17 protein-coding genes are annotated in these 22,288 nt (G+C 72.0%); 12 read left to right on the top strand and 5 right to left on the bottom strand.

Annotated elements, in window-relative coordinates; translation table 11 throughout:
• Positions 1 to 62 precede the first annotated feature (62 nt).
• From ASD48_RS35420 to ASD48_RS35375, 10 genes are all read left to right on the top strand, one after another.
• Positions 63 to 1,262: a sensor histidine kinase gene (locus ASD48_RS35420; RefSeq protein ID WP_057605964.1), complete on the top strand. Its 1,200-nt coding sequence runs from the start codon at positions 63 to 65 to the stop codon at positions 1,260 to 1,262.
• Entirely contained in the window at positions 1,259 to 1,942 is a 684-nt protein-coding gene (locus ASD48_RS35415; protein WP_057605963.1) for a response regulator transcription factor, read from the top strand. Before ASD48_RS35420 ends, ASD48_RS35415 begins: the two co-directional genes overlap by 4 nt.
• Positions 1,943 to 2,185: 243 nt before the next feature.
• Entirely contained in the window at positions 2,186 to 3,424 is a 1,239-nt protein-coding gene (locus ASD48_RS35410; protein WP_057605962.1) for a cysteine desulfurase-like protein, read from the top strand.
• A 72-nt stretch (positions 3,425 to 3,496) separates the two neighbouring features.
• Positions 3,497 to 3,934 carry a Fur family transcriptional regulator gene (locus tag ASD48_RS35405; RefSeq protein WP_057605961.1) on the top strand — a complete coding sequence of 146 codons (438 nt, stop codon included), beginning with the start codon at positions 3,497 to 3,499 and terminating at the stop codon, positions 3,932 to 3,934.
• A gap of 67 nt (positions 3,935 to 4,001) precedes the next feature.
• Positions 4,002 to 6,221, top strand: coding sequence for a catalase/peroxidase HPI (gene katG / locus ASD48_RS35400; protein ID WP_057605960.1), 2,220 nt, complete (start codon positions 4,002 to 4,004; stop codon positions 6,219 to 6,221).
• Positions 6,222 to 6,555: 334 nt separating this feature from the next.
• Entirely contained in the window at positions 6,556 to 8,046 is a 1,491-nt protein-coding gene (locus tag ASD48_RS35395; RefSeq protein ID WP_057605959.1) for a family 43 glycosylhydrolase, read from the top strand.
• 114 nt (positions 8,047 to 8,160) lie between these two features.
• On the top strand, positions 8,161 to 9,609 hold the full coding sequence (locus tag ASD48_RS35390; RefSeq protein ID WP_199876115.1) for a family 43 glycosylhydrolase: 1,449 nt from the start codon (positions 8,161 to 8,163) through the stop codon (positions 9,607 to 9,609).
• Between the two features lie 97 nt (positions 9,610 to 9,706).
• A complete protein-coding gene (locus ASD48_RS35385; protein ID WP_057605958.1) occupies positions 9,707 to 10,474 on the top strand; it encodes a polysaccharide deacetylase family protein in 768 nt (255 codons plus the stop codon).
• Between the two features lie 89 nt (positions 10,475 to 10,563).
• The gene (locus ASD48_RS35380; protein ID WP_057605957.1) at positions 10,564 to 11,004 is read left to right on the top strand and encodes an SRPBCC family protein; all 441 of its coding nucleotides are present in this window, start codon (positions 10,564 to 10,566) and stop codon (positions 11,002 to 11,004) included.
• Entirely contained in the window at positions 11,001 to 12,338 is a 1,338-nt protein-coding gene (locus tag ASD48_RS35375) for a lanthionine synthetase LanC family protein (RefSeq protein ID WP_057605956.1), read from the top strand. Before ASD48_RS35380 ends, ASD48_RS35375 begins: the two co-directional genes overlap by 4 nt.
• Here the strand turns inward: ASD48_RS35375 and ASD48_RS35370 are convergent.
• The 5 genes from ASD48_RS35370 to ASD48_RS35350 form a co-directional block, all read right to left on the bottom strand.
• Complete coding sequence (locus ASD48_RS35370) at positions 12,290 to 13,576, bottom strand: XdhC/CoxI family protein (protein ID WP_057605955.1); 1,287 nt, start codon at positions 13,574 to 13,576, stop codon at positions 12,290 to 12,292. The two genes, ASD48_RS35375 and ASD48_RS35370, sit on opposite strands and share 49 nt — an antisense overlap.
• A gap of 102 nt (positions 13,577 to 13,678) precedes the next feature.
• Complete coding sequence (locus ASD48_RS35365) at positions 13,679 to 15,136, bottom strand: NCS2 family permease (RefSeq protein ID WP_057605954.1); 1,458 nt, start codon at positions 15,134 to 15,136, stop codon at positions 13,679 to 13,681.
• A 158-nt stretch (positions 15,137 to 15,294) separates the two neighbouring features.
• Positions 15,295 to 17,724 (bottom strand): molybdopterin cofactor-binding domain-containing protein, encoded by a 2,430-nt coding sequence (locus ASD48_RS35360; RefSeq protein ID WP_057605953.1) that lies wholly within the window; start codon positions 17,722 to 17,724, stop codon positions 15,295 to 15,297.
• Between the two features lie 2 nt (positions 17,725 to 17,726).
• The gene (locus tag ASD48_RS35355; RefSeq protein WP_057605952.1) at positions 17,727 to 18,329 is read right to left on the bottom strand and encodes a (2Fe-2S)-binding protein; all 603 of its coding nucleotides are present in this window, start codon (positions 18,327 to 18,329) and stop codon (positions 17,727 to 17,729) included.
• Positions 18,329 to 19,219, bottom strand: a complete 891-nt coding sequence (locus tag ASD48_RS35350) for an FAD binding domain-containing protein (protein WP_057605951.1) — start codon at positions 19,217 to 19,219, stop codon at positions 18,329 to 18,331. The genes ASD48_RS35355 and ASD48_RS35350 overlap by 1 nt, the downstream gene beginning before the upstream one ends.
• Before the next feature lie 383 nt (positions 19,220 to 19,602).
• Here ASD48_RS35350 and ASD48_RS35345 point away from each other — a divergent pair, with 383 nt between their 5' ends.
• Positions 19,603 to 21,303 (top strand): PucR family transcriptional regulator ligand-binding domain-containing protein, encoded by a 1,701-nt coding sequence (locus ASD48_RS35345; RefSeq protein WP_057605950.1) that lies wholly within the window; start codon positions 19,603 to 19,605, stop codon positions 21,301 to 21,303.
• Between the two features lie 171 nt (positions 21,304 to 21,474).
• On the top strand, positions 21,475 to 22,260 hold the full coding sequence (locus ASD48_RS35340) for a hypothetical protein (protein WP_057605949.1): 786 nt from the start codon (positions 21,475 to 21,477) through the stop codon (positions 22,258 to 22,260).
• Positions 22,261 to 22,288: the final 28 nt, after the last annotated feature.

Genomic DNA, 22,288 nt, shown 5'->3' with positions numbered 1-22,288 from the left:
ACGTCCCGGCGCCGCGGCCGGGGGTGTGTGAGTATGTCTGCCTTTGAACGTCTCGGAGCGTGATGAGCACCAGCTGGCAGCGCCGGGCAGCGACCCGCCCGAAGGCCGTCGAGGCCACGACCCTGGTCGTGCTGTGCGCGCTCACCGTCGCCAGTGTCCTCGTCACCCGGGCGGTCATGCCCGAGACGCCGGAACTGTGGCCCGCGGTCGCGACGGCCGTCGTCGCCTGCGCGGCACTGCGCCGGCGCCGCGACCACCCCCTTCCGGTCCTCGCCGTCACGCTGCTGTGCACCATGGCGCAGGGCGCCCTCGGCTATCTCCTGACCCCCGGGCTGATGGGCCCGCTCCTGTGCGCGCAGTACTCGATCAGTGTGCGGAGCCCTCGCCGGGCCACCTGGAACAGCGCGCTCACGGCCGCCGCCGGCATCGCCGTCACCGGGCTGTTCACCCCCGCCTTCCACGACTCGCCGATGCTGGCCGTCGTCAACCCGGCGGCCTGGGTCCTGCTGTCCGCGGCCTTCGGCGCCTACGTCCGGGTACGTCGTGAGTACGCCGCGGCCCGTGCCGAGCACGCCGACCGGCAGCGGGAGGAGGAGGCACGGCACCGGGTGATCCAGGAGCGGATGCGCATCGCGCGGGAGCTGCACGACGTCGTCGCCCACCATCTGACCCTGGCCGACGCCCAGGCGGGCACCGCCGCCCACCTCGCCCGCGCCGATCCCGGCAAGGCGCTCGAGATCATCGGCCGGCTGCCGGAGACGACGGCGGCCGCACTGCGCGAGCTGAAGGCGACCGTCGGGCTCCTGCGCGAGGACACCGACCCCACGGACGACCTGACGCCCGCGCCGGGCCTGGGGCGGCTGCCCGACCTGGTGGAGTCCTGCTCGGCGGCCGGTCTGGAGGTGACCGTCACCGTCGAGGGACCGGCACGCCCGCTGACCCCGGTCCTCGACCTGACGGCCTACCGGATCGTCCAGGAAGCGCTCACCAACGTCAGCAAACATGCGGCGACCCGCAGCGCGCGGGTCCGGGTCGCCTACACCCCGGACCACCTGACCCTGACCGTCACCAACGACACCGTCCCGGGCCGTCCGGCACCCGCACCCGGGCCCCGTCCGGGACGCGGCTTCGGTCTGCTCGGCATGCGCGAGCGCACCTCGGCGGCCGGCGGCACCTTCCACGCCGGCCGCCGCCCCCAAGGCGGCTTCGAGGTCGCCTGCACCCTTCCGCTCGGCCGCCCCCACGAGAGTCCCGCCTCATGACCATCCGTGTCCTGCTCGCCGACGACCAGGCCCTGCTCCGGGCCACCTTCCGCATCCTCATCGAGTCGGTCGCCGACATGACCGTCGTCGCGGAGGCCGCCGACGGGCGGGAAGCCGTCGACCGCACCGAGACGCACCGGCCCGACGTGGTGGTCATGGACATCCGGATGCCGGACGTCGACGGAGTGGCGGCCACCGCCGCGATCTGCGCCCGGCCGGAGCTGGCGGGGACCCGGATCCTCGTGCTCACCACCTTCGAGGACGACCGCAACGTCGCGAAGGCGCTGCGGGCCGGCGCCAGCGGCTTCCTCGGCAAGGGCGTCAGCCCCGAGGTCCTGCTGTCGGGCATCCGCACCGTCGCGGCCGGCGACTCCCTCCTCTCCCCGCTCGCCACCCGGGCCCTCATCACCCGGTTCCTGGCCGGCCCGGACACCGACGGCGTCCCCGCGCTGCCCGACGTCCTCAGGACCCTGACCGACCGCGAGCGCGAGGTGATGGCCCTGGCCGCGTACGGCAGGTCCAACGCGGAGATCGCCGCCGAGCTCTTCCTGAGCCCGCTGACGGTACGCAGCCACATCCAGCGCGCCATGACCAAGCTCGACGCCCGCGACCGCGCCCAGCTCGTCGTCGTCGCGTACCGGAGCGGGCTGGTGAAGCCGCCGCCGGCGCAGCGCGACTGACGGCGGCGCCGCGGGGCGAGCGGCGCGGGGGCAGACGTCGTCGGTCCACTCCCCCGCGCGGGCCACGGCGGAGCCCGGGTCGTGGGCGCGGCGCGCCTCCCCGGCCCGGCCGGCCCGGCCCCCGCGCCCACCACGGCGGCGTCCGCGCCGTCGCCTTCGTCCGGCTGCCTTTGCCACGGCGGACCGCAGGGACCGGCCGTGGCTCCCTGGTGGGCCGCGGGTCCGGGTGCCAGAGTCGGGGCCATGGCCATCGATGTCGCCGCCCTCCGGGCGCACTTCCCGTCCCTCGCGCAGGGTCTCTCCTACTTCGACGGGCCGGGCGGGACCCAGACGCCCACCCCCGTCGCCGAGGCCGTCGCCAGGACGATGACCGGTCCGCTGTCCAACCGCGGGCTGGTCAGCGCGTCCGAGCGCAACGCCGAACAGGCCGTCGCCGGCTTCCGGGCCGCCTACGCCGACCTGCTGGGCGTCCCGGAGACCGGCGTCGTGCACGGGCGCAGCGCCACGCAGCTCACGTACGACTTCTCCCGGACGCTGGCCGCCGGATGGCGGCCCGGTGACGAGATCGTCGTCAGCCGGCTCGACCACGACGCCAATGTGCGCCCCTGGGTCCAGGCGGCGGAGCGCGCCGGGGTCACCGTCCGCTGGATCGAGATCGACGGCGCGACCACGGAACTCGACCTCGGCTCCTACGAGCGGGCGCTGTCGCCCCGGACCCGGCTGGTGGCGGTGACGGCGGCCTCGAACGTGCTGGGCACCAGGCCGCCGGTGCGCCGGATCGCGGACCTGGCGCACGAGGTCGGCGCCGTGGTGTTCGTGGACGGGGTGCACTACGCCGCCCATCACCTGGTGGACGTGCCCGCGCTCGGGGCCGACCTGTTCGTCTGCTCGCCGTACAAGTTCCTCGGTCCGCACTGCGGGGTGCTCGCCGGTTCGCCCGACGTCCTGGAAGCACTCGTACCGGACAAGCTGCTGCCGTCGCCGGACACCGTGCCGGAGCGCTTCGAGTTCGGGACGCTGCCCTACGAGGTCCTGGCGGGTGCCACCGCGGCCGTGGACTTCCTGGCCGCGCTCGACCCGGTCGGGCCGGGCCGGCCGGCGGTGCCCGGCGACGCGCCGGGGACGGCGGTGCCGCGCAGGGAGCGGCTGGCGCGGTCGCTGCGGTCCCTGCACGAGCACGAGAACGTGGTGCGCGCCCGGGTGGAGGAGGGGCTGCGCGCGCTGGGCGACGCCGTGACCGTCCACTCCAGGGCGCGGGACCGCACGCCGACCGTTCTGATGGGTTTCGCGGGCCGGGACGCGCGCGAGGCGCAGGCGCATCTCGCCGCACGGGGTGTCGTGGCCCCGGCGGGCTCGTTCTACGCCTACGAGGCCTTCACCGCGCTGAAGCTCGACGCACCCGCGCTGCGGGTGGGGCTCGCGCCCTACAACGACGCCGAGGACGTCGACAGGCTCCTCGACGGGCTCGCCTCGTTTCTCTGACGTGTGCCGTTTCCCAGACTTGCACCATTCGTTTTCTTGAATGGTTCGTGTTTATGAAGTAGGTTCGACGCCATGACAGCACCCCGTACACCGACCACCGCCGAAGAGCTGCGCGGTGTCGGCCTGCGGGTGACGGCCGCCCGTGTGGCCCTGCTCGAGACCGTCCGGGAAGGCGACCACCTCGGGGTCGAGGCGATCGCCACGGGGGTGCGCGGCCGCGTGGGCCACATCTCCCTCCAGGCCGTCTACGAGGCTCTGCACGCGCTGACCGGCGCGGGACTGGTGCGCCGCATCGAGCCCCCGGGCAGCCCCGCCCGGTTCGAGGGACGCGTGGGGGACAACCACCACCACCTCGTCTGCCGGTCCTGCGGCGCGGTCGTCGACGTCGACTGCGCCGTCGGTCACGCCCCCTGTCTGACCGCCTCGGACGACCGCGGCTTCGCCATAGACGAGGCCGAGGTCATCTACTGGGGCCTGTGCCCCGACTGTTCCACCGCCCCCAGCACCTGAGCGCCCGCGGGACCCGACACCTGCGGTACGTGAGCATGTGATCCGACCAGCCCAGAAGGATTCCCCCATGACCGAGAACCATGATGCGATCGTGACCGACTCGAAGGCGGCGGAGGCAGGTGGCTGCCCGGTCGCGCACGGCGGTCGCGCCGCGCACCCCACCCAGGGCGGCGGCAACCGCCAGTGGTGGCCGGAGCGCCTCAACCTCAAGATCCTCGCCAAGGACCCCGTCGTGGCGAACCCGCTCGGCGCGGAGTTCGACTACGCCGCGGCGTTCGAGGCCCTCGACCTGGCGGCCGTGAAACAGGACATCGCCGAGGTGCTGACCACCTCTCAGGACTGGTGGCCCGCCGACTTCGGCAACTACGGCCCGCTGATGATCCGCATGGCCTGGCACAGCGCCGGCACCTACCGCATCAGTGACGGCCGTGGCGGCGGTGGCCGCGGCCAGCAGCGCTTCGCGCCGCTGAACAGCTGGCCGGACAACGCCAACCTCGACAAGGCCCGCCGTCTGCTGTGGCCGGTCAAGAAGAAGTACGGCCAGTCCATCTCCTGGGCCGACCTCCTGATCCTCACGGGCAACGTCGCGCTGGAGACCATGGGCTTCGAGACCTTCGGCTTCGCCGGCGGCCGCGCGGACGTCTGGGAGGCCGACGAGGACGTGTACTGGGGCCCGGAGACCACCTGGCTCGACGACCAGCGCTACACCGGCGACCGTGAGCTGGAGAACCCGCTCGGCGCGGTCCAGATGGGCCTCATCTACGTCAACCCCGAGGGCCCCAACGGCAACCCGGACCCGCTGGCCGCGGCCCGCGACATCCGCGAGACGTTCCGCCGCATGGCGATGAACGACGAGGAGACCGTCGCCCTGATCGCCGGTGGCCACACCTTCGGCAAGACCCACGGTGCCGGTCCGGCGGACAGCGTCGGCGACGACCCCGAGGCCGCCTCCCTCGCGCAGCAGGGCCTGGGCTGGAAGTCCTCCTACGGCACCGGCAAGGGCGGCGACGCCATCACCAGCGGTCTGGAGGTCACCTGGACCTCCAAGCCCACCCAGTGGAGCAACGACTTCTTCGACATCCTCTTCGGCTACGAGTGGGAGCTGACGGAGTCCCCGGCCGGCGCCAAGCAGTGGGTGGCCAAGGACGCCGAGGCGATCATCCCCGACGCGCACGACGCGTCGAAGAAGAAGCTCCCGACGATGCTCACCACCGACCTGTCGCTGCGCTTCGACCCGATCTACGGTGAGATCTCGCGCCGCTTCCACGAGAACCCGGCCGAGTTCGCGGACGCCTTCGCCCGCGCCTGGTACAAGCTGACCCACCGCGACCTGGGCCCGAAGTCCCTGTACCTCGGCCCGGAGGTCCCGGCGGAGACCCTGCTGTGGCAGGACCCGCTGCCGCAGGCCGAGGGCGAGGTCATCGGCGCCGAGGACATCGCGGCGCTCAAGGCCAAGCTCCTCGACTCGGGGCTGAGCGTCTCGCAGCTGGTGTCCACCGCGTGGGCGTCGGCCTCCACCCACCGGGGCAGCGACAAGCGCGGCGGCGCCAACGGCGCCCGCATCCGCCTCGAGCCGCAGCGCGGCTGGGAGGTCAACAACCCGGACGAGCTGGCCCAGGTGCTGCGCGTCCTGGAGGGCATCCAGCAGGAGTTCAACTCCGGCGCGAAGAAGGTCTCCCTGGCCGACCTGATCGTCCTCGGTGGTGCCGCCGCCGTGGAGAAGGCCGCCCAGGACGCCGGTCACGCCGTGGAGGTCCCCTTCACGCCGGGCCGCGTGGACGCCTCGCAGGAGCAGACGGACGTCGAGTCGTTCGCCGCGCTCGAGCCGACCGCCGACGGGTTCCGCAACTACCTCGGCAAGGGCAACCGCCTGCCGGCCGAGTTCCTGCTGCTCGACAAGGCGAACCTGCTGACCCTGAGCGCCCCCGAGCTGACCGTCCTGGTCGGCGGCCTGCGCGTGCTGGGCGCCAACCACGGCCAGTCCTCGCACGGCGTCTTCACCGACACGCCGGGCAAGCTGACCAACGACTTCTTCGTCAACCTGCTCGACCTGGGTACGACGTGGTCGTCGACGTCCTCGGACCAGACCACCTTCGAGGGTCGCGACGCCGCCACGGGCGAGGTCAAGTGGACCGGCACCCGCGCCGACCTCGTCTTCGGCTCGAACTCCGAGCTGCGCGCGCTCGCCGAGGTCTACGCGAGCGACGACGCGAAGGCGAAGTTCGTGAACGACTTCGTCGCCGCGTGGGTCAAGGTCTCGAACCTCGACCGGTTCGACCTCGTCTGATCCCGGGCTCTCCGTCAGGAGGGGCCGGAGCCGGCAAAGGCCTGAGTCGGCTGAAGCCGGAGTCGGCAGAGGCCGGCACAGGAGAACGGCAGCACGTCCAGGGCGTCCCGCCCGGTCCCACGGCGACCGGGCGGGGCGCCCCGGCGCGTTCCCCACCGTGAACCGGCCGTGAACCGGCCGTGCGGGGACGGCTGTCGCCCCGAGGGGTTCCCGGTGCCGCCGAGGCTGTCGAAACCATTGACGAGGACATGCACGACCCCTATCTTCTGGCCGAAGTTACGAACCATGTTCGAAATACCGGACAGGCAGTTTCACGGACAAGGGACGGTCCTGCATGCCTCGGAAGTACCGCCGCAGACCCCTGCTCGTCTGCGTCCTGGCCCTCCTCGTCGCCCTGGTGGCGGCGACCCAGCCGGTGGCCGCGGCCGACGGCCGCCCGTACACCAACCCGCTGAAGTCGGCCAAGGGCGCCGACCCCTGGCTGGAGTTCTACGACGGCAACTACTACCTGATCACCACGACGTTCACGGGCGTCCTCGGCATGCGCAAGGCGCCGACCCTGGCCGGCCTCGCCACCGCGCCCACCGTCCAGGTGTGGTCGGACACCACCTCGACGCGCAACACCAACATCTGGGCACCGGAGATCCACCGGTTCAACGGCCACTGGTACCTCTACTACTCGGCCGGCCAGGGCGGCACCGCCTGCTGCGACTCCCAGCGCACCCACGTCCTGGAGAGCGCCGGAACCGACCCGCTGGGCCCCTACACCTACAAGGGCTCCCTCACCGGCTCCAACCTCACACCCGGCGGCTGGCTGATCGACGCGAGCGTGCTGCAGGCGAACGGAAACCTGTATCTCGTCGGAAGCGGTTTCGTGAACGGCAGCGCGCAGAGCCTGGTCATCGCGCCGATGGCAAACCCGTACACGCTGTCCAGCAACACGTTCACCGTGATTTCCAGCCCCACCCTGGACTGGGAACGGGTGGGCGCGCCCGTCAACGAGGGCCCGGAACCGCTGTACCACGACGGCCGCACCTTCCTCAGCTACTCCGCCAGCTACTGCCAGACCGCCGACTACAAGCTCGGCCGGCTGGAGTTGACGGGCAGTGACCCGCTGAACCCGGCGTCCTGGACCAAGAAGCAGACGCCCGCCTTCCAGCGCAGCGACACAGCAGGCGTCTACGGCCCGGGCCACAACGGTTTCTTCACCTCACCCGACGGCACCGAGAACTGGATCGTCTACCACGCCAACTCCTCCGCGAGCGGCGGCTGCGGAAACGGCCGGACGACCCGCGCCCAGAAGTTCACCTGGAACGCCGACGGCACCCCGGACTTCGGCACCCCCGTCGCCCTGGGCACGGCGCTCCCCGGCCCGTCGGGCGAGACGGCGGCGACCCCGACCTCGTACACCCTCGTCAACCGCAACAGCGGCAAGTGCCTCGATGTCGAAGGCGGTTCCACGGCCAACGGCACGAACGTCCTCCAGTGGACCTGCACCGGCGGGACCAACCAGAAGTGGCGGATCGAGGACCAGGGTGACGACACCAGCCGGCTGGTGAACGTGGCCACCGGCGGCGTGCTGGACACCGCCGACTGCTCCGCCGCCGACGGCGCCGACCTGCGCCAGTGGTCGTGGCTGAACAACAAGTGCCAGCGTTTCCGTCCCGTCTTCACCGCGAGCGGCGACTACGTCCGGCTCGTGAACGAGAACAGCGGCAAGGTCGCGGACGTCGCCGACTGCGGGACCGCCAACGGCACCGACGTACGGCAGTGGACCTGGCTGAACAACACCTGCCAGCAGTGGCGTCTGGTGCCCACCACCTGACCCGGCGCCTTCTCCCCCTCCCCCGCCTCCCCTTCCTTCCTCCCCCTCGCCTCCCCTTCCTTCCTCGCCCCCTCCTCCTTCCTCGCCCCCTCTTCCTCCGTCAGGAGAACTCCCTTGAGACGCAACGCCGTTCGGCTGATCCTGGCTGGCCTCGTCGCCCTCGCGGCCGTCCTCACCGGTGCGGTCGCCCCCGCCCAGGCCGCCGTGCCCGACTCCCCCGCGGTGACGTACACCAACCCGATCGCGGAGCAGCGCGCCGATCCGCACATCTTCAAGCACACCGACGGCTACTACTACTTCACCGCCACGGTCCCCGCGTACGACCGCATCGTGCTGCGCCGGGCGACGACCATCCAGGGCCTGTCGACGGCCCAGGAGGTCACCATCTGGACCAAGCACAGCAGCGGGGTCATGGGCGCCCACATCTGGGCGCCGGAGATCCACTTCATCGACGGCAAGTGGTACGTGTACTTCGCGGCCGGGTCCACCAGTGACGTCTGGGCGATCCGGATGTACGTCCTCGAAGGCACCGGCGCCAACCCGCTCACCGCGACCTGGGCCGAGAAGGGCCAGATCAAGACCACGTGGGAGAGCTTCTCGCTGGACTCCACCACGTTCGTGGTGAACGGCGTCCGCTATCTCGCCTGGGCGCAGCGCAACCCGTCCGAGGACAACAACACCAGCCTGTTCATCGCGAAGATGACCAACCCCTGGACGATCTCGGGCACTCCGGCGGAGATCTCGCAGCCGACGCTCTCCTGGGAGACGATCGGCTACAAGGTCAACGAGGGCCCCGCGCTGATCCAGCACGGCGGCAAGGTCTTCATGACCTACTCGGCGAGCGCGACCGACGCCAACTACTGCCTGGGCATGCTGACCGCCTCCGCGACGGCCGACCTGACCGACCCGGCGTCCTGGACCAAGGGGACGCAGCCCGTCTTCACCTCGAACGCCTCGACCTCGCAGTACGGGCCGGGCCACAACTCGTTCACGGTCTCCGAGGACGGCAGGTCCGACATCCTCGTCTACCACGACCGCAGCTACAAGGACATCACCGGTGACCCGCTGAACGACCCCAACCGCCGTACCCGCGTGCAGAAGGTGTACTGGAAGGCGGACGGCACACCCGACTTCGGGATCCCGGTGGCCGACGGGGTCACCCCGCAGCGCTTCTCCTCGTACAACTACGCGGACCGGTTCATCCGGCACTGGGAGTACCGCGCCCGCATCGAGGCCGGGGTGAGCCCGCTCGCCGACTCGCAGTTCCGGGTGGTCACCGGTCTCGCGGGCACCGGCACGGTCTCCCTGGAGTCGGCCAACTTCCCGGGCTACTACCTGCGGCACAAGAACTTCGAGGTGTGGCTGGAGAAGAGCGACGGCACGTCGGCGTTCGCGTCCGACGCGAGCTTCTACCGGCGGGCCGGTCTCGCCGACTCCGCGGGGGTCTCGTACGAGTCGTACAACTACGCCGGACGCTACGTCCGTCACTACAACTACGTGCTGTACGTGCAGACGCCGAGCACGGCCACGGACAGGGGAGACGCGACGTTCTACGCCCAATGAGGCCCCGCCCGGCCTGAGGAGCGCATGACGACCGAGACTATACATAGGGTGTATACGCTCTATGTATAGTCTCGACATGCCTTCTCTGACCAGGAAGATGAAGAAAACGGGGGCCAGGTTGCGGGCCGTTGCCATCTCGGCGGCGGCCATCTGCCTGGCGGTCACGCTGACCGGCTGCGGCGGCGCCGACGTCACGCATCCGAGCGCCGCCCGCGCCCGCCCCGCCGCCACCACCCAGGCCGCCCGCTTCGGCCCCGTCGACTGCCGGGAGGCGAAATGCATCGCCCTCACCTTCGACGCCGGCCCGAGCGAGAACTCGGCCCGGCTGCTCGACATCCTGAAGGAGCAACAGGTCCCGGCGACCTTCTTCCTGCTGGGCGAGCGGCACATCGAGAAGTACCCGGAGCTCGTCACACGCATGGCCGCCGAGGGACACGAGGTGGCCAGCCACACCTGGGACCACAAGATCCTCACGCGGATCACCCCGGAGGAGATACGCGAGGAACTCCGGCGCCCCAACGACGAGATAGAGCGCCTCACCGGCCGGCGCCCCACCCTGATGCGCCCGCCGCAGGGCCGCACCGACGAGACCGTGCACGAGATCTGCCGCGAACTGGGCCTCGCCGAAGTGCTGTGGACGGTGACCGCCAAGGACTACACGACGACCGACTCCGCACTGATCCGACGCCGGGTGCTCGCCCAGGCCGACCGGGACGGCATCATCCTGCTGCACGACATCTACGACGGGACCGTGCCGGCCGTACCGGGGATCATCGACGCGCTGAAAGAGCGCGGATACGTTTTCGTGACGGTTCCCCAGCTGCTGGCGCCGGGGACGGCGCTGCCCGGGCACGTCTACCGCTGACCCGGCCACCACACCGCGAAGATGCGTCCGAACCTGTGAGCCGGAGGGTAATCCTCCGTCGGACGGCTTCCGCTCCCTACGATCAGCGCGTGGTCTTCTTCCAGCTGCAACGCACGGTACCGCTTTCCCCGGACGACGCCTGGCGTCGCCTGACGGAGTGGTCCCGGCACGGTGACGTGGTACCGCTGACCCACGTCGCTGTGCTCACCCCCGCGCCGACCCGCGAGGGCACGGTCTTCGAGGCGCGGTCGGGTCTCGGCCCGTTCACCTTCGCCGACCGGATGGAGGTGACCGTGTGGCAGCCGCCGTCCGACGAGGGGCCGGGCCGGTGCCGGCTGGAGAAACGCGGCCGGGTCGTCCTGGGCTGGGCCGAGATCGAGGTACGGCCGGGCCCCGGTGGGCGGACCCGGGTGCTCTGGCGGGAGGAGTTGCGGATGCGCTTTCTCCCGTCGTTCCTCGACCCCCTCGTCCGGACCACGGCCCGCTCGGTGTTCGGGCGCGCGGTCAACCGCCTGCTCCGCGGCCGATGACCGCGCGAGGGCGGGGAGGGCTGTCCCGCGCCGAGGCCGGGACGGCAGCCGACGACGTCGAGGAACTGGCGGTGGACGCCCTGCGCTGGCTGCGGGGCACCGCACGGGACACCGGGGGCGGCGGGCTCGGCTGGCCTGTCAGACCCTCCGACGACCACGTCGACCCGACGCTGTACACCGGGACGGCCGGGGTCGTACCCGTGCTCCTGGAGGCCTGGCGGCACTTCGGCGACGACTCCTGGGCCGACACCGCCCTGCGCGCCGCCCGCAGCCTCGCCGACGACGTCGACGACCACCCGGACCACTCCCTGTACTTCGGGCTGACCGGTATCGCCCTCGCGCTGCGGACCGTCCAGCGCGAACTCGCCGACGACACCGCAGGCGCCGCCGCCGACCGGGCCCTGGAGCGGGTGCGGTCGCACTTCGACGGAGTGCGCTGGGGCGTGCTGTTCGAGCTGATGGGCGGCAACGCGGGCATCGGCCTCGGCGCGCTGGCGGCCGGCGACGCCGACCTCGCCGTACGGGCGCTGGAGCCGTACCTGGAAACCGCCGAGCCCACCCGAGCGGGCGGTGTCACCTGGGAGTTCAAGCTCGGCGCGGCGGCCCGGCTGCACCATGTCTCGCACGGCACGCTCGGGATCGCGTACGCCCTGGCCGCCGTCGGGGCCGCCACCGGACGTACGGACCTGGTGGAGCTCGGGCGGGCCGGCGTCGCGGACGTCGTCGCCCGGGACGAGGACGGGCCGGACGGATTCCTCGTGCCGCACTCCGACCCGCACCACCGGCCCGACGTGGTCGAGCGGTACAGCTACGGCTGGTGTCACGGACCGGCAGGCGACGCCCAGGTCTTCCGGCTGCTGCGGGACCTGCTCGGTGAGCCCGCGTGGACGGAGCTCGCCGACCGCTGCTGGCACACCGTGACCCGGTCCGGACTGCCGCGCCGGCTGCGGCCCGGGTTCTGGGACAACAACGGCCGCTGCTGCGGGACGGCGGGGGTGCTGGCGCTGGCCTCGGACCGGATCGCCGAGCAGGGCGACTCCCCCGGCTTCGCCCGGACCCTCGTGGCGGACCTCGCCGCCCGCGCGACCCGGGACGCGGACGGCGCGCGCTGGTCCAACCTCGCGCACCGGCCCACGCCGGACCGCCTCGAACCGCGGACCGGCTGGGCGATGGGCAACGCGGGCATCGCGCGCGAACTGCTGCGCCACGTCCGGCTGGGCCGGGGCGGCGACCCGCGCTACGCGTTCACCTGGCCGGACCAGCCGGCCGTGCGCGGTGCGGCGGCTCAGGCCACCGAGCCGATCCGGCCCGTCGGCACCGAACCGGCGTCGTGATGGATGGGCGTGTGCGCGCCGGTGAGTGAGACCCCGCTGCCGCCGCGCCGGTCGGCCACGATCTCGGCGGCGATCGACAGCGCCGTCTCCTCGGGCGTACGGGCCCCCAGGTCGAGGCCGATGGGGGACCGCAGACGGGCCAGCTCCAGGTCGGTCACACCCACTTCACGCAGCCGGGCGTTGCGGTCGAGGTGGGTGCGGCGGGAGCCCATCGCGCCGACGTAGGCGACCGGCAGCCGCAACGCCAGCCGGAGCAGGGGGACGTCGAACTTGGCGTCGTGGGTGAGGACGCACAGCACGGTCCGCGCGTCCACCGCCGTGCGCTCCAGGTACCGGTGCGGCCACTCGACGACGACCTCGTCGGCCTGCGGGAAACGGGCCTCGGTCGCGAAGACGGGACGCGCGTCGCACACCGTCACGCGGTAGTCCAGGAACTTGCCGACCCGCACCAGCGCCGACGCGAAGTCGATCGCGCCGAACACGATCATCCGGGGCGGCGGGACGGAGGACTCGACCAGGACCGTGAGCGGCGCCCCGCAGCGGGAACCCTGCTCGCCGATCTCCAGGGTGCCGGTGCGACCGGCGTCGAGGAAGGCACCGGCCTCGGCCGCGACCGTACGGTCCAGCTCCGGATGGGCGCCGAAGCCTCCGTCGTAGAAACCGTTGTCGCAAGAGGCGCCGCCGCGGAAACCGCTGTCGTAAGAACCGCCGTCGCGGAAACCGCTGTCGTAAGAACTCCCGCCGTGGAAAACGGTGTCGTAGGAGGCGCTCATGCGGGAACCGTTTTCGTCGGTCGCCCGGCGGCGGACGACGAGCGCGCGGCCGACGAGGTCCGCCGGTCCGGTCACGATCCGCGCCAGCGCCGTGGCCCCGCCGGAGGCGGCGGCCGCCAGGGCGGCCGCGATCACCGGCCGGACCCGGTCACCGGCTCGCACCGGGGTCACGAGGATGTCGATGATCCCGCCACAGGTGAGCCCGACGGCGAAGGCGTCGTCGTCGCTGTACCCGAAGCGCTCGAGGACGGACTCCCCGTCCTCCAGCGCTTGCCGGCACAGCTCGTACACCGCGCCCTCCACACAGCCACCGGAGACCGAGCCGATCGCCGCCCCGTCGGCGTCCACCGCCAGGGCGGCGCCGGGCGTGCGGGGCGCGCTGCCGCCGACGGCCACCACGGTGGCCACGGCGAAGTCACGGCCCTGCTCGACCCACCGGTTCAGCTCCTCGGCGATGTCCAGCATCTCTCGGTCTCCTTGACTGCGGTTGCGTGGAGGGCGGTGGTGCGATCGGGCGGTGGTGCGAAATGCGGTCGTGCGGGGGCGGGTGCCCGGCGGACCGGGGTGCTAGTGCACGCCCAGCCAGCTCTCGATCGGGTGGAGGGCGAAGTAGACGAGGAAGATCGCCGTCAGGACCCACATGAAGGCGCCGATCTCCCGCGCCCTGCCCTGCGCGGCCTTGATGGCGACGTAGGAGATGACGCCCGCGGCGACACCGGTGGTGATCGTGTACGTGAACGGCATCAGGACGACGGTCAGGAACACCGGGACAGCGGTTGCCCGGTCGGCCCAGTCGACGTGGCGGGCGTTCATCAGCATCATCGCGCCGATGACGACCAGGGCGGCGGAGGCGACCTCCTGCGGGACGATCGCGGTGAGCGGGGTGAAGAACAGACAGGCCGCGAAGAAGGCGCCGGTGACGACCGAGGCGAGACCCGTACGGGCGCCCTCGCCCACGCCGGTCGCCGACTCGATGAACACGGTCTGGCCGGAGCCGCCGGCCACCCCGCCGATCGCTCCGCCCGCGCCGTCGATGAACAGCGCCTTGGACAGCCCCGGCATCCGGCCCTTGTCGTCGGCGAGCCCGGCCTCGGTGCCGACGCCGATGATGGTGGCCATCGCGTCGAAGAAACCGGCGAGGACGAGCGTGAAGACGATCATGCCGACGGTCATCGCGCCGACCTCGCCCCAGCCGCCGAACTCCACGTCCCCGAAGAGCGAGAAGTCGGGCATCGAGACCGCGCTGCCGTGCAGTTCGGGAGCGCCGGCCGCCCACTGCTTCGGGTCGACGACCCCGGCGGCGTTGAGGACCGCGGCGACGACCGTGCCGCCGACGATGCCGATGAGGATGGCGCCGGGGATGTTCCTGGCCTGCAGCATGAAGATCAGCAGCAGTGTGCCCGCGAACAACAGGACGGGCCAGCCCGCGAGTTCGCCCGCCGGGCCGAGGGTGACCGGGGTCGCCTCGCCCTGGTGCACGAAGCCGGACTTGTAGAAACCGATGAGCGCGATGAACAGGCCGATGCCCATGGTGATGCCGTGCTTGAGCGCGAGCGGGATCGCGTTCATGATCATCTCGCGCAGGCCGGTGACGACCAGCAGCATGATGACGACGCCGTACAGCACGCACATGCCCATCGCCTGCGGCCAGGTCATCTCCGGCGCGACCTGGGAGGACAGGACGCCCGAGACGGAGAGCCCGGCGGCGAGCGCGAGGGGCACCTTGCCGAAGAAGCCCATCAGCAGGGTGGAGAAAGCCGCTGCGAAAGCGGTTGCGGTGATGAGCGCCTGCTGGCCGAGGGTGTTCCCGGCCGCGTCCTTGCCGGACAGGATCAGCGGGTTGAGCAGGAGGATGTACGCCATCGCCATGAAGGTGGTGACGCCGCCGCGCACTTCGCGGGCGACCGTGGATCCCCGCCCGGATATGTGGAAGTACCGATCGAGCCAGGACCGTCCGGCCGGGACGCGGGTGCCTTCGCCCGCGTCTTCGGCTGTGGTCCTCGGCTCCAGTGACTGCTGGGTCATGGGCCATCTCCCAAGGTTCAAAGGGACACCCGCGTGGCGCCTTCGGCCGGTCGCGGGATTTGGGAATGGACGACCCGGGGGACGGCCCGAGACGAACAAGGGGAGGGTGGTCCGGGGGTGCGGCACCCCCGGACGACACCTGAGCGGACCCCGAGGGGTCACGTTGCGGTGAGGTGCTCCGGACGTACCGGCGTGCGGTTGAGCTCCAGCCCGGTCGCGTTCCGGATGGCCGCGAGGACCGCCGGGGTGGACGACAGGGTGGGTGCCTCGCCGACGCCACGGAGCCCGTAGGGGGCGTGGTCGTCGGCGAGTTCGAGCACGTCGACCGGGATGGTCGGCGTGTCGAGAATCGTGGGGATCAGGTAGTCCGTGAACGAGGGGTTCCTGACCTTCGCCGTCTTCGGGTCGACGATGATCTCCTCCATGACCGCCACGCCCAGCCCCTGGGTCGTGCCGCCCTGGATCTGGCCGATCACCGACAGCGGGTTGAGCGCCTTGCCGACGTCCTGCGCACAGGCCAGTTCGATGACCTTCACCAGGCCGAGCTCGGTGTCGACCTCGACGACGGCGCGGTGCGCGGCGAAGGAGTACTGGACGTGTCCGTTGCCCTGCCCGGTGCGCAGGTCGAACGGCTCGGTGGGCCGGTGCCGCCACTCCGCCTCGACCTCGACGCTCTCGCCCTCGAGCACGTCGACCAGGTCGGCGAGGACCTCGCCGCCGTCGGTGACGACCTTGCCGCCCTCCAGGAGCAGCTCGGCGGTGGCCCAGGCGGGGTGGTAGGAGCCGAACCTGCGACGGCCGATCTCCAGGACCTTCTCCCGGACGAGTTCGCAGGAGTTCTTGACGGCGCCGCCGGTGACGTACGTCTGCCGGGAGGCCGAGGTCGAGCCGGCGCTGCCCACCTGCGTGTCCGCGGGCTGGATGGTCACCTGCGAGACGCCCAGCTCGGTGCGGGCGATCTGCGCGTGGACGGTGACGCCGCCCTGGCCGACCTCCGCCATGGCGGTGTGGACGGTCGCGACGGGCTCGCCGGCGATGACCTCCATACGGACCCTGGCGGTCGAGTAGTCGTCGAACCCCTCGGAGAAGCCGACGTTCTTGATGCCGACCGCGTAACCGATTCCCCGTACGACGCCCTCGCCGTGCGTGGTGTTGGACAGCCCGCCGGGCAGCTGCCGTACGTCCGCGCCCTCGCTGCTCTCCCACTGGCGCTCCGGGGGCAGCGGCATCGCCTTGACCCGGCGCAGGATCTCGGCGACCGGCGCCGGGGAGTCGACGGGCTGGCCGGTCGGCAGGAGGCTTCCCTGCTCCATCGCGTTGAGCCGGCGGAACTCCACCGGATCCATGCCGAGTTCGGCCGCGACCTTGTCCATCTGCGCCTCGTAGGCGAAGCACGCCTGGACCGCGCCGAAGCCGCGCATCGCGCCGCAGGGCGGGTTGTTGGTGTAGAGGGCGATGGCCTCGATGTCGACGTCGTCGACGACGTACGGGCCGACGCCGAGCGAGGAGGCGTTTCCGACGACGGCCGGGCTGGCCGAGGCGTAGGCGCCGCCGTCGAGGACGATCCGGCACTTGACGTGGGTGAGCTTGCCGTCGCGGGTCGCGCCGTGCTCGTAGGTGAGCTTCGCCGGGTGGCGGTGGACGTGGCCGAAGAAGGACTCGAAACGGTTGTAAACGATTTTGACGGGTTTTCCGGTGCGCAGGGCCAGCAGACAGGCGTGGATCTGCATCGACAGGTCCTCGCGGCCGCCGAACGCGCCGCCGACACCGGACAGCGTCATCCGCACCTTGCTCTCGGGCAGGCCGAGGACGGGCGCGATCTGGCGCAGGTCGGAGTGCAGCCACTGGGTGGCGATGTAGAGGTGGACGCCACCGTCCTCCTCGGGCACGGCGAGACCGGACTCGGGGCCGAGGAAGGCCTGGTCCTGCATGCCGAAGGTGTACTCGCCCCGGACGACGACGTCGGCGCGCGCGGCGGCCGCGGCCGCGTCGCCCCGGACGATCGGCTGGCGGTGGACGATGTTCGGGTGCGGGACGTGACCGATGTGGTGGTCGTCGCGGCCCTCGTGGATCAGGATCGCGTCCGGCGCGGTCGCGGAGGCCTCGTCGGTGACGACGGGCAGTTCGCGGTACTCGACCTTGATCTTCGCCGCGGCGCGGCGGGCGGTCTCCGGGTGGTCCGCGGCGACGATCGCGACCGGCTCGCCGTGGTGGCGGACCTTGCCGTGGGCCAGGACCGGGGTGTCCTGGATCTCCAGGCCGTAGTTCTTCACGTCCGTCGGCAGGTCGTCGTAGGTCATCACGGCGTAGACGCCGGGCAGGGCGAGGGCCTCGGAGGTGTCGATGGAGACGATCTCGGCGTGGGCGACCGTGGAGCGCAGGATCTGGCCCCAGAGCATGTCCTCGTGCCACATGTCGGAGGAGTACGCGAACTCGCCGGTGACCTTGAGCGTGCCGTCGGGGCGGAGCGTGGACTCGCCGATGCCGCCCTTGGTCCGGGAGGCCTGGGTGACCTTGGTGGGCGTGCCGAGGGGAGCGCCGGTGGGGGCGCCGTCCGCTCGTGCGGAGCCGCGAGTGGGGGAAGGCATCGTCAGACCACCTCTCCCTGACGGGCGGCCGCCAGGCGGACCGCGTCCATGATCTTCTCGTATCCGGTGCACCGGCAGAGGTTGCCGGAGAGCGCCTCGCGGATGTCCGCGTCGCTCGGGTTCGGGTTGCGTTCCAGCATCTCGTCGGCGGCCACCAGCAGCCCCGGAGTGCAGAAACCGCACTGGACGGCGCCGGCGTCGATGAACGCCTGCTGGATCGGGGCGAGTTCGGTTCCCTCGCCGGTGTGGGAGTCGGCGCCCCCGGCCGGCCGGTCGTCGGCCTCGCCCGGGGAGGCGTCCGACGCGCCCGCCGTGCCGCAGGAACCGGTTCCACAACCGCCGTGCGCGGCGCGCTGCTTGGCGTAGTCCGCGAGCCCCTCGACGGTGACGATGTCGCGGCCCTCGGCCTGTCCGGCGGCGACCAGGCAGGAACACACCGGGACGCCGTCCAGCCGGACCGTGCACGAGCCGCACTCCCCCTGTTCGCAGGCGTTCTTCGAACCCGGCAGTCCGAGCCGCTCGCGCAGCACGTAGAGCAGGCTCTCGCCCTCCCACACGTCGTCCGCTTCCTGCGGACGTCCGTTGACGGTGAAGTTGACGCGCATCACGCGGCTCCCTTCGCGGTGCTGCGGGTGCCGCGGTACGACTCCCAGGTCCAGGTCAGCGTGCGGCGGGCCATGACGCCCACCGCGTGCCGTCGGTAACTCGCCGTCCCCCGGACGTCGTCGATGGGGTTGCAGGCGGCGGCGCACAGGTCCGCGAACTGCTTGGCGACCGACGGGGCGATGATCTTTCCGTTGTCCCAGAAACCGCCTTCTTCGAGTGCCGCGTTGAGAAAGTCCTCCGCGGTCTTCGCCCGGACGGGGGTGGGCGCGGCCGAGCCGATGCCGGTACGGACGGTCCTGGACCGCGGGTGCAGGGCGAGACCGAAGGCGCAGACGGCGATCACCATGGCGTTGCGGGTACCCACCTTGGAGAACTGCTGCGGGCCGTCGGCCTTCTTGATGTGGACGGCGCGGATCAGCTCGTCGGGGGCGAGCGCGTTGCGCTTCACGCCGGTGTAGAAGGCGTCGATCGGGATCCGGCGGGTACCGCGCACCGACTCCGCCTCGACCTCGGCGCCGGCCGCCAGCAGGGCGGGGTGGGCGTCGCCGGCCGGGGAGGCGGTGCCGAGGTTGCCGCCGACGCCGCCGCGGTTGCGGATCTGCGGGGAGGCCACGGTGTGCGAGGCGAGGGCGAGGCCCGGCAGTTCCGCGCGCAGGTTCTCCATGATCCGGGTGTAGGGGACGGAGGCGCCGAGCCGCACGCTCTCCTCGCCGACCTCCCATTCGTAGAGGTCACCCACCCGGTTGAGGTCGAGCAGGTACTCGGGCCTCCGGTGGTCGAAGTTGATCTCGACCATCACATCGGTGCCACCCGCAATCGGCACAGCGGTGGGGTGCTCGGCCTTGGCGGCGAGCGCGTCCTCCCAGCTGGCGGGGCGAAGGAAGTCCATGACCGGCTCTCTTCTTCGTCTCTTGAGTCTCGTGAGTCGTATCGAGCCAGAATCGGGTGCGGCGGGCCCGGCTCGTATCTGTGGTGTTCACGCGGAGTGAGGCCAGTACACAGCGCCTTGCTCCGACCGGGTCAGTCACGGAAACCATGAAGGAGTTGGCTGGTCGGCCCGGGCATCTTGTAGATTCGTATGAACGGAGGTCCTCGGTAACCTCCTCGTTTTCCTGTGGAAACGTAGGAAACGACCTGGCCACCGAAGAATGCGGTTCGTGACAGTCCGCCGCACGGGTCGGGCTCCCCCGGGCCGGGCCGACGGCGGGTCCCCTCCCACCACGTCCTTCAGGATTCATCGTAGTTTTCGAGACAAAGAACGGCGGCGACGAGATGCGGCTGCGCGCACTGCTGGACACCGATGCGCTGGGCCTCAGGCTCCTCGGCGGCGAGGACGAGCTGGACCGCACGGTACGGGGTGTCATGACCACCGACCTGCGCGACCCCAGCCGCTACCTCTCCGGGGGTGAGCTGGTGCTGACAGGCCTGGCGTGGCGCCGGGACGCGGCGGACTCCGAACCGTTCGTGCGGATCCTGGTGCAGGCCGGGGTGGCCGCGCTCGCGGCCGGCGAGGCGGAGCTGGGTGCCGTCCCGGAGGACCTGGCCGTGGCCTGCGCCCGGCACCGTCTCCCGCTGTTCGCGGTGCACGAGTCGGTGGCCTTCGCGACGATCACCGAGCACGTCGTACGGCAGGTGTCCGGCGAGCGTGCCGGGGACCTCGCGGCCGTCGTGGACCGGCACCGCCGGATGATGACCTCGGGCCCGGCGGGCGGCGGCCCGGACGTGGTCCTGGACCTGCTCGGCTCCGACCTGGACCTGCGGGCCTGGGTCCTGTCCCCCACCGGACGGCTCATCGCCGGCCCCAAGGCGGCGGGCCCGGCCCTGCCGCCCGACGCGTGCGCGAAGCTGGCGGCGGAGCACCTGGCGGCCGTCCGCACCGGGCGGCGCGGACCTCACCGGGTGATCATGGGCCATACGACGTACTCGCTGTTCCCGATCGGCAGCGGCGGCCGCGTCCCGCAGGCCGCACGGGCCTCGCAGGCCGCCCAGGGATCGCGGGACGTGCGCGAGAGCGTCCTGTCGGACTGGCTGCTGGCCGTCGAGGCGGACGCCGGGGACTGGGCGGACGAGCGCCTCGACCTGCTGCAGGGCGTCACCCAGCTGATCGCCGTCGAGCGGGACCGCCGGGACGCCGCGCGCACGGTGCGCAGACGTCTGGCGCAGGAGGTGCTGGAGCTGGTCCAGACGGGCGCCGCCCCGGGGGAGATCGCGGCCCGCCTGCGGGTGGCCGCGCCGGTGCTGCTGCCGGGGCTGGGGGCCGCCCCGCACTGGCAGGTGGTCGTGGCCCGTGTCGAGTGGGACGACGGCGGGCCGGCGGCCGGCCCGGTCGCCCAGTCGCTCCTGGAGGAGATCCTGGTCGACCCGCTCGCCACCGGCCCCGAGCCCTCCGACCGCATCGCCGTGGCCCACACCGGCGACGAGGCCATCGCCCTGGTCCCGCTGCCGGCGGTGTCGAGCGAGCACGACGGCTCCGAGACCGGCCTCCTCGCCGACGCCCTGCTGGCGGCCGTCCGCGAGCCGCTGTCGTCCGGCCTCGACGGCGACGGGCGGCTCACGCTGGGCGTCAGCGCGGCCGTGCACTCGGCCGAGGGGCTGCGCGGGGCCCTGGAGGAGGCACGGCACGCCCGCCGCGTGGCCGCCGCCCGCCCCGGCCGGGTCTGCGCCGCGGGCCACCAGGAACTGGCCTCGCACGTGCTGCTGCTCCCGTTCGTCCCGGACGATGTGCGGAAAGCGTTTACCGCCCGTCTCCTGGACCCGCTGCGCGACTACGACCGGCGCCACCGTGCGGAGCTGATCCCGACCCTGGAGGCGTTCCTGGACTGCGACGGTTCGTGGACCCGGTGCGCGTCCCGTCTGCACCTGCACGTCAACACGCTGCGCTACCGGGTCGGACGGATCGAGCAGTTGACGAGCCGTGACCTCTCACGGCTGGAGGACAAGCTGGATTTCTTCCTGGCGCTGCGGATGAGCTGACACCGGGGCGACACCGGTCACCACCCCCGGATCGCGACGAGTCGAAGCCTTTGGGGCGCGGAGTCCCACGACTTTGTGAAATCCTTCACCCGCCCCCTTGGCCCGGTCCCGCGATTCGTGCTGAGATGCGGCCACCACTCAAAGCTCGACGGCGCGCTCGGGGAGGGCAACGTGGCGTACACCGCCATGTCTGGTACCGGAACGACCTCAGGTGACGATCCCCTCCAGACCGCGGTATGGCGGCTGCGCTCGCGCGCCTGCTGGGCCGACGCGGCGGCTCTGCTCCCGCCCGACAGCGCGGCGGGCTCGGTCCAGCGGGCCGCGCTGCTCGTGGAACGGTGCCTGTACACCGAGCAGGGCTGGCAGGACGCCGAGGACGCGCTGCGCACGGCGGAGGCACTGGCCCACGACGACGAGGAGCGCGGCGCGGCCGCTTGTGAACGGGGGCAACTTGCCTACGCGGCCACGCTGCACGGCGTGCGCGACCGGGTGGACGAGGCGCGGGCCGCGCTCGGCCGGGCGGCGGCGCTGATCCCGCCGGACGCGCCCGGACGAGCACTGCTGGACTTCCGCCGGGGGCTGCTCGCGGAGAACATCTCGCGTTCCCCGCAGGCCGCGAGGGCCGCCTACCGGCGCGCCCACACGGCCGCCGCGGCCCACTCCGACCTGCTGCTGCTGTCCTTCACCTGGCGCCATCTGGCCGGACTCGCCCTGCGCGACGGCGAGGTGGCGGAGGCGCGGCACGGCTTCGCCGAATCCCTGCGCATCCGGGAGGAGTTGGGCTACCTGGTGGGCACCGCCCCGGCGCTCGCCTCACTGGCGGACGCGGAGGTCGACCCGGAGGCCTCCCGGCTGCGGGAGGAGGCACGACGGCTGTTCCGGCTCCTGGGCGGCGTACCGACCTGGCTGGCACGGCAGTTGGCCCCGCCGCCGACGCCCAGCCCGTCCGGAGTCTGAGGACGGGGCCCGAGCGGAGGCGTGCGGC

The sequence above is a fragment of the Streptomyces sp. Root1310 genome (assembly GCF_001426425.1).
GTDB lineage: Bacteria > Actinomycetota > Actinomycetes > Streptomycetales > Streptomycetaceae > Streptomyces.
This window is presented reverse-complemented; position numbering and strand designations above follow the sequence as displayed.